Origin of the sequence: Psychrobacter sp. GW64-MNA-CIBAN-0177 (assembly GCF_040309585.1) — a bacterium.
GTDB lineage: Bacteria > Pseudomonadota > Gammaproteobacteria > Pseudomonadales > Moraxellaceae > Psychrobacter > Psychrobacter okhotskensis.
Window position 1 is genome coordinate 1 of sequence record NZ_JBEOOY010000165.1, and the last position, 280, is coordinate 280.

At 52.9% G+C, this 280-nt stretch carries 1 protein-coding gene; it reads right to left on the reverse strand.

Annotated features, from left to right (window positions below):
* Positions 1–68: 68 nt before the first annotated feature.
* The coding region (locus AAEY79_RS14615) for a hypothetical protein (RefSeq protein WP_352289034.1) at positions 69–280 on the reverse strand (212 nt) is incomplete at its 5' end.

Genomic DNA, 280 nt, shown 5'->3' on the forward strand with positions numbered 1-280 from the left:
GTACGTAACCGTTAAGCTGGCGGTTGTTGCCGAGTAACCGGCAGCAGTTCAGCACCAGGCGATAGTGATCAGTTCTGATCTTTATTGCCGCACAGCAGGCCCGGAACGGTAGCAATACGGTTTCGGGCCTGCTGCTTTCTGGTATGCTTCAAAGTTCTGTTTCCTCTCCCATTGCCACTGGTCATTCGTACACCAAGGCAGCGGTCAACTGAAGACGTGTTCATGGCAAAGCCGAATTTTAAGCCCGCAAACAGCGATCCCGAAACCAGCCGAATCAAGG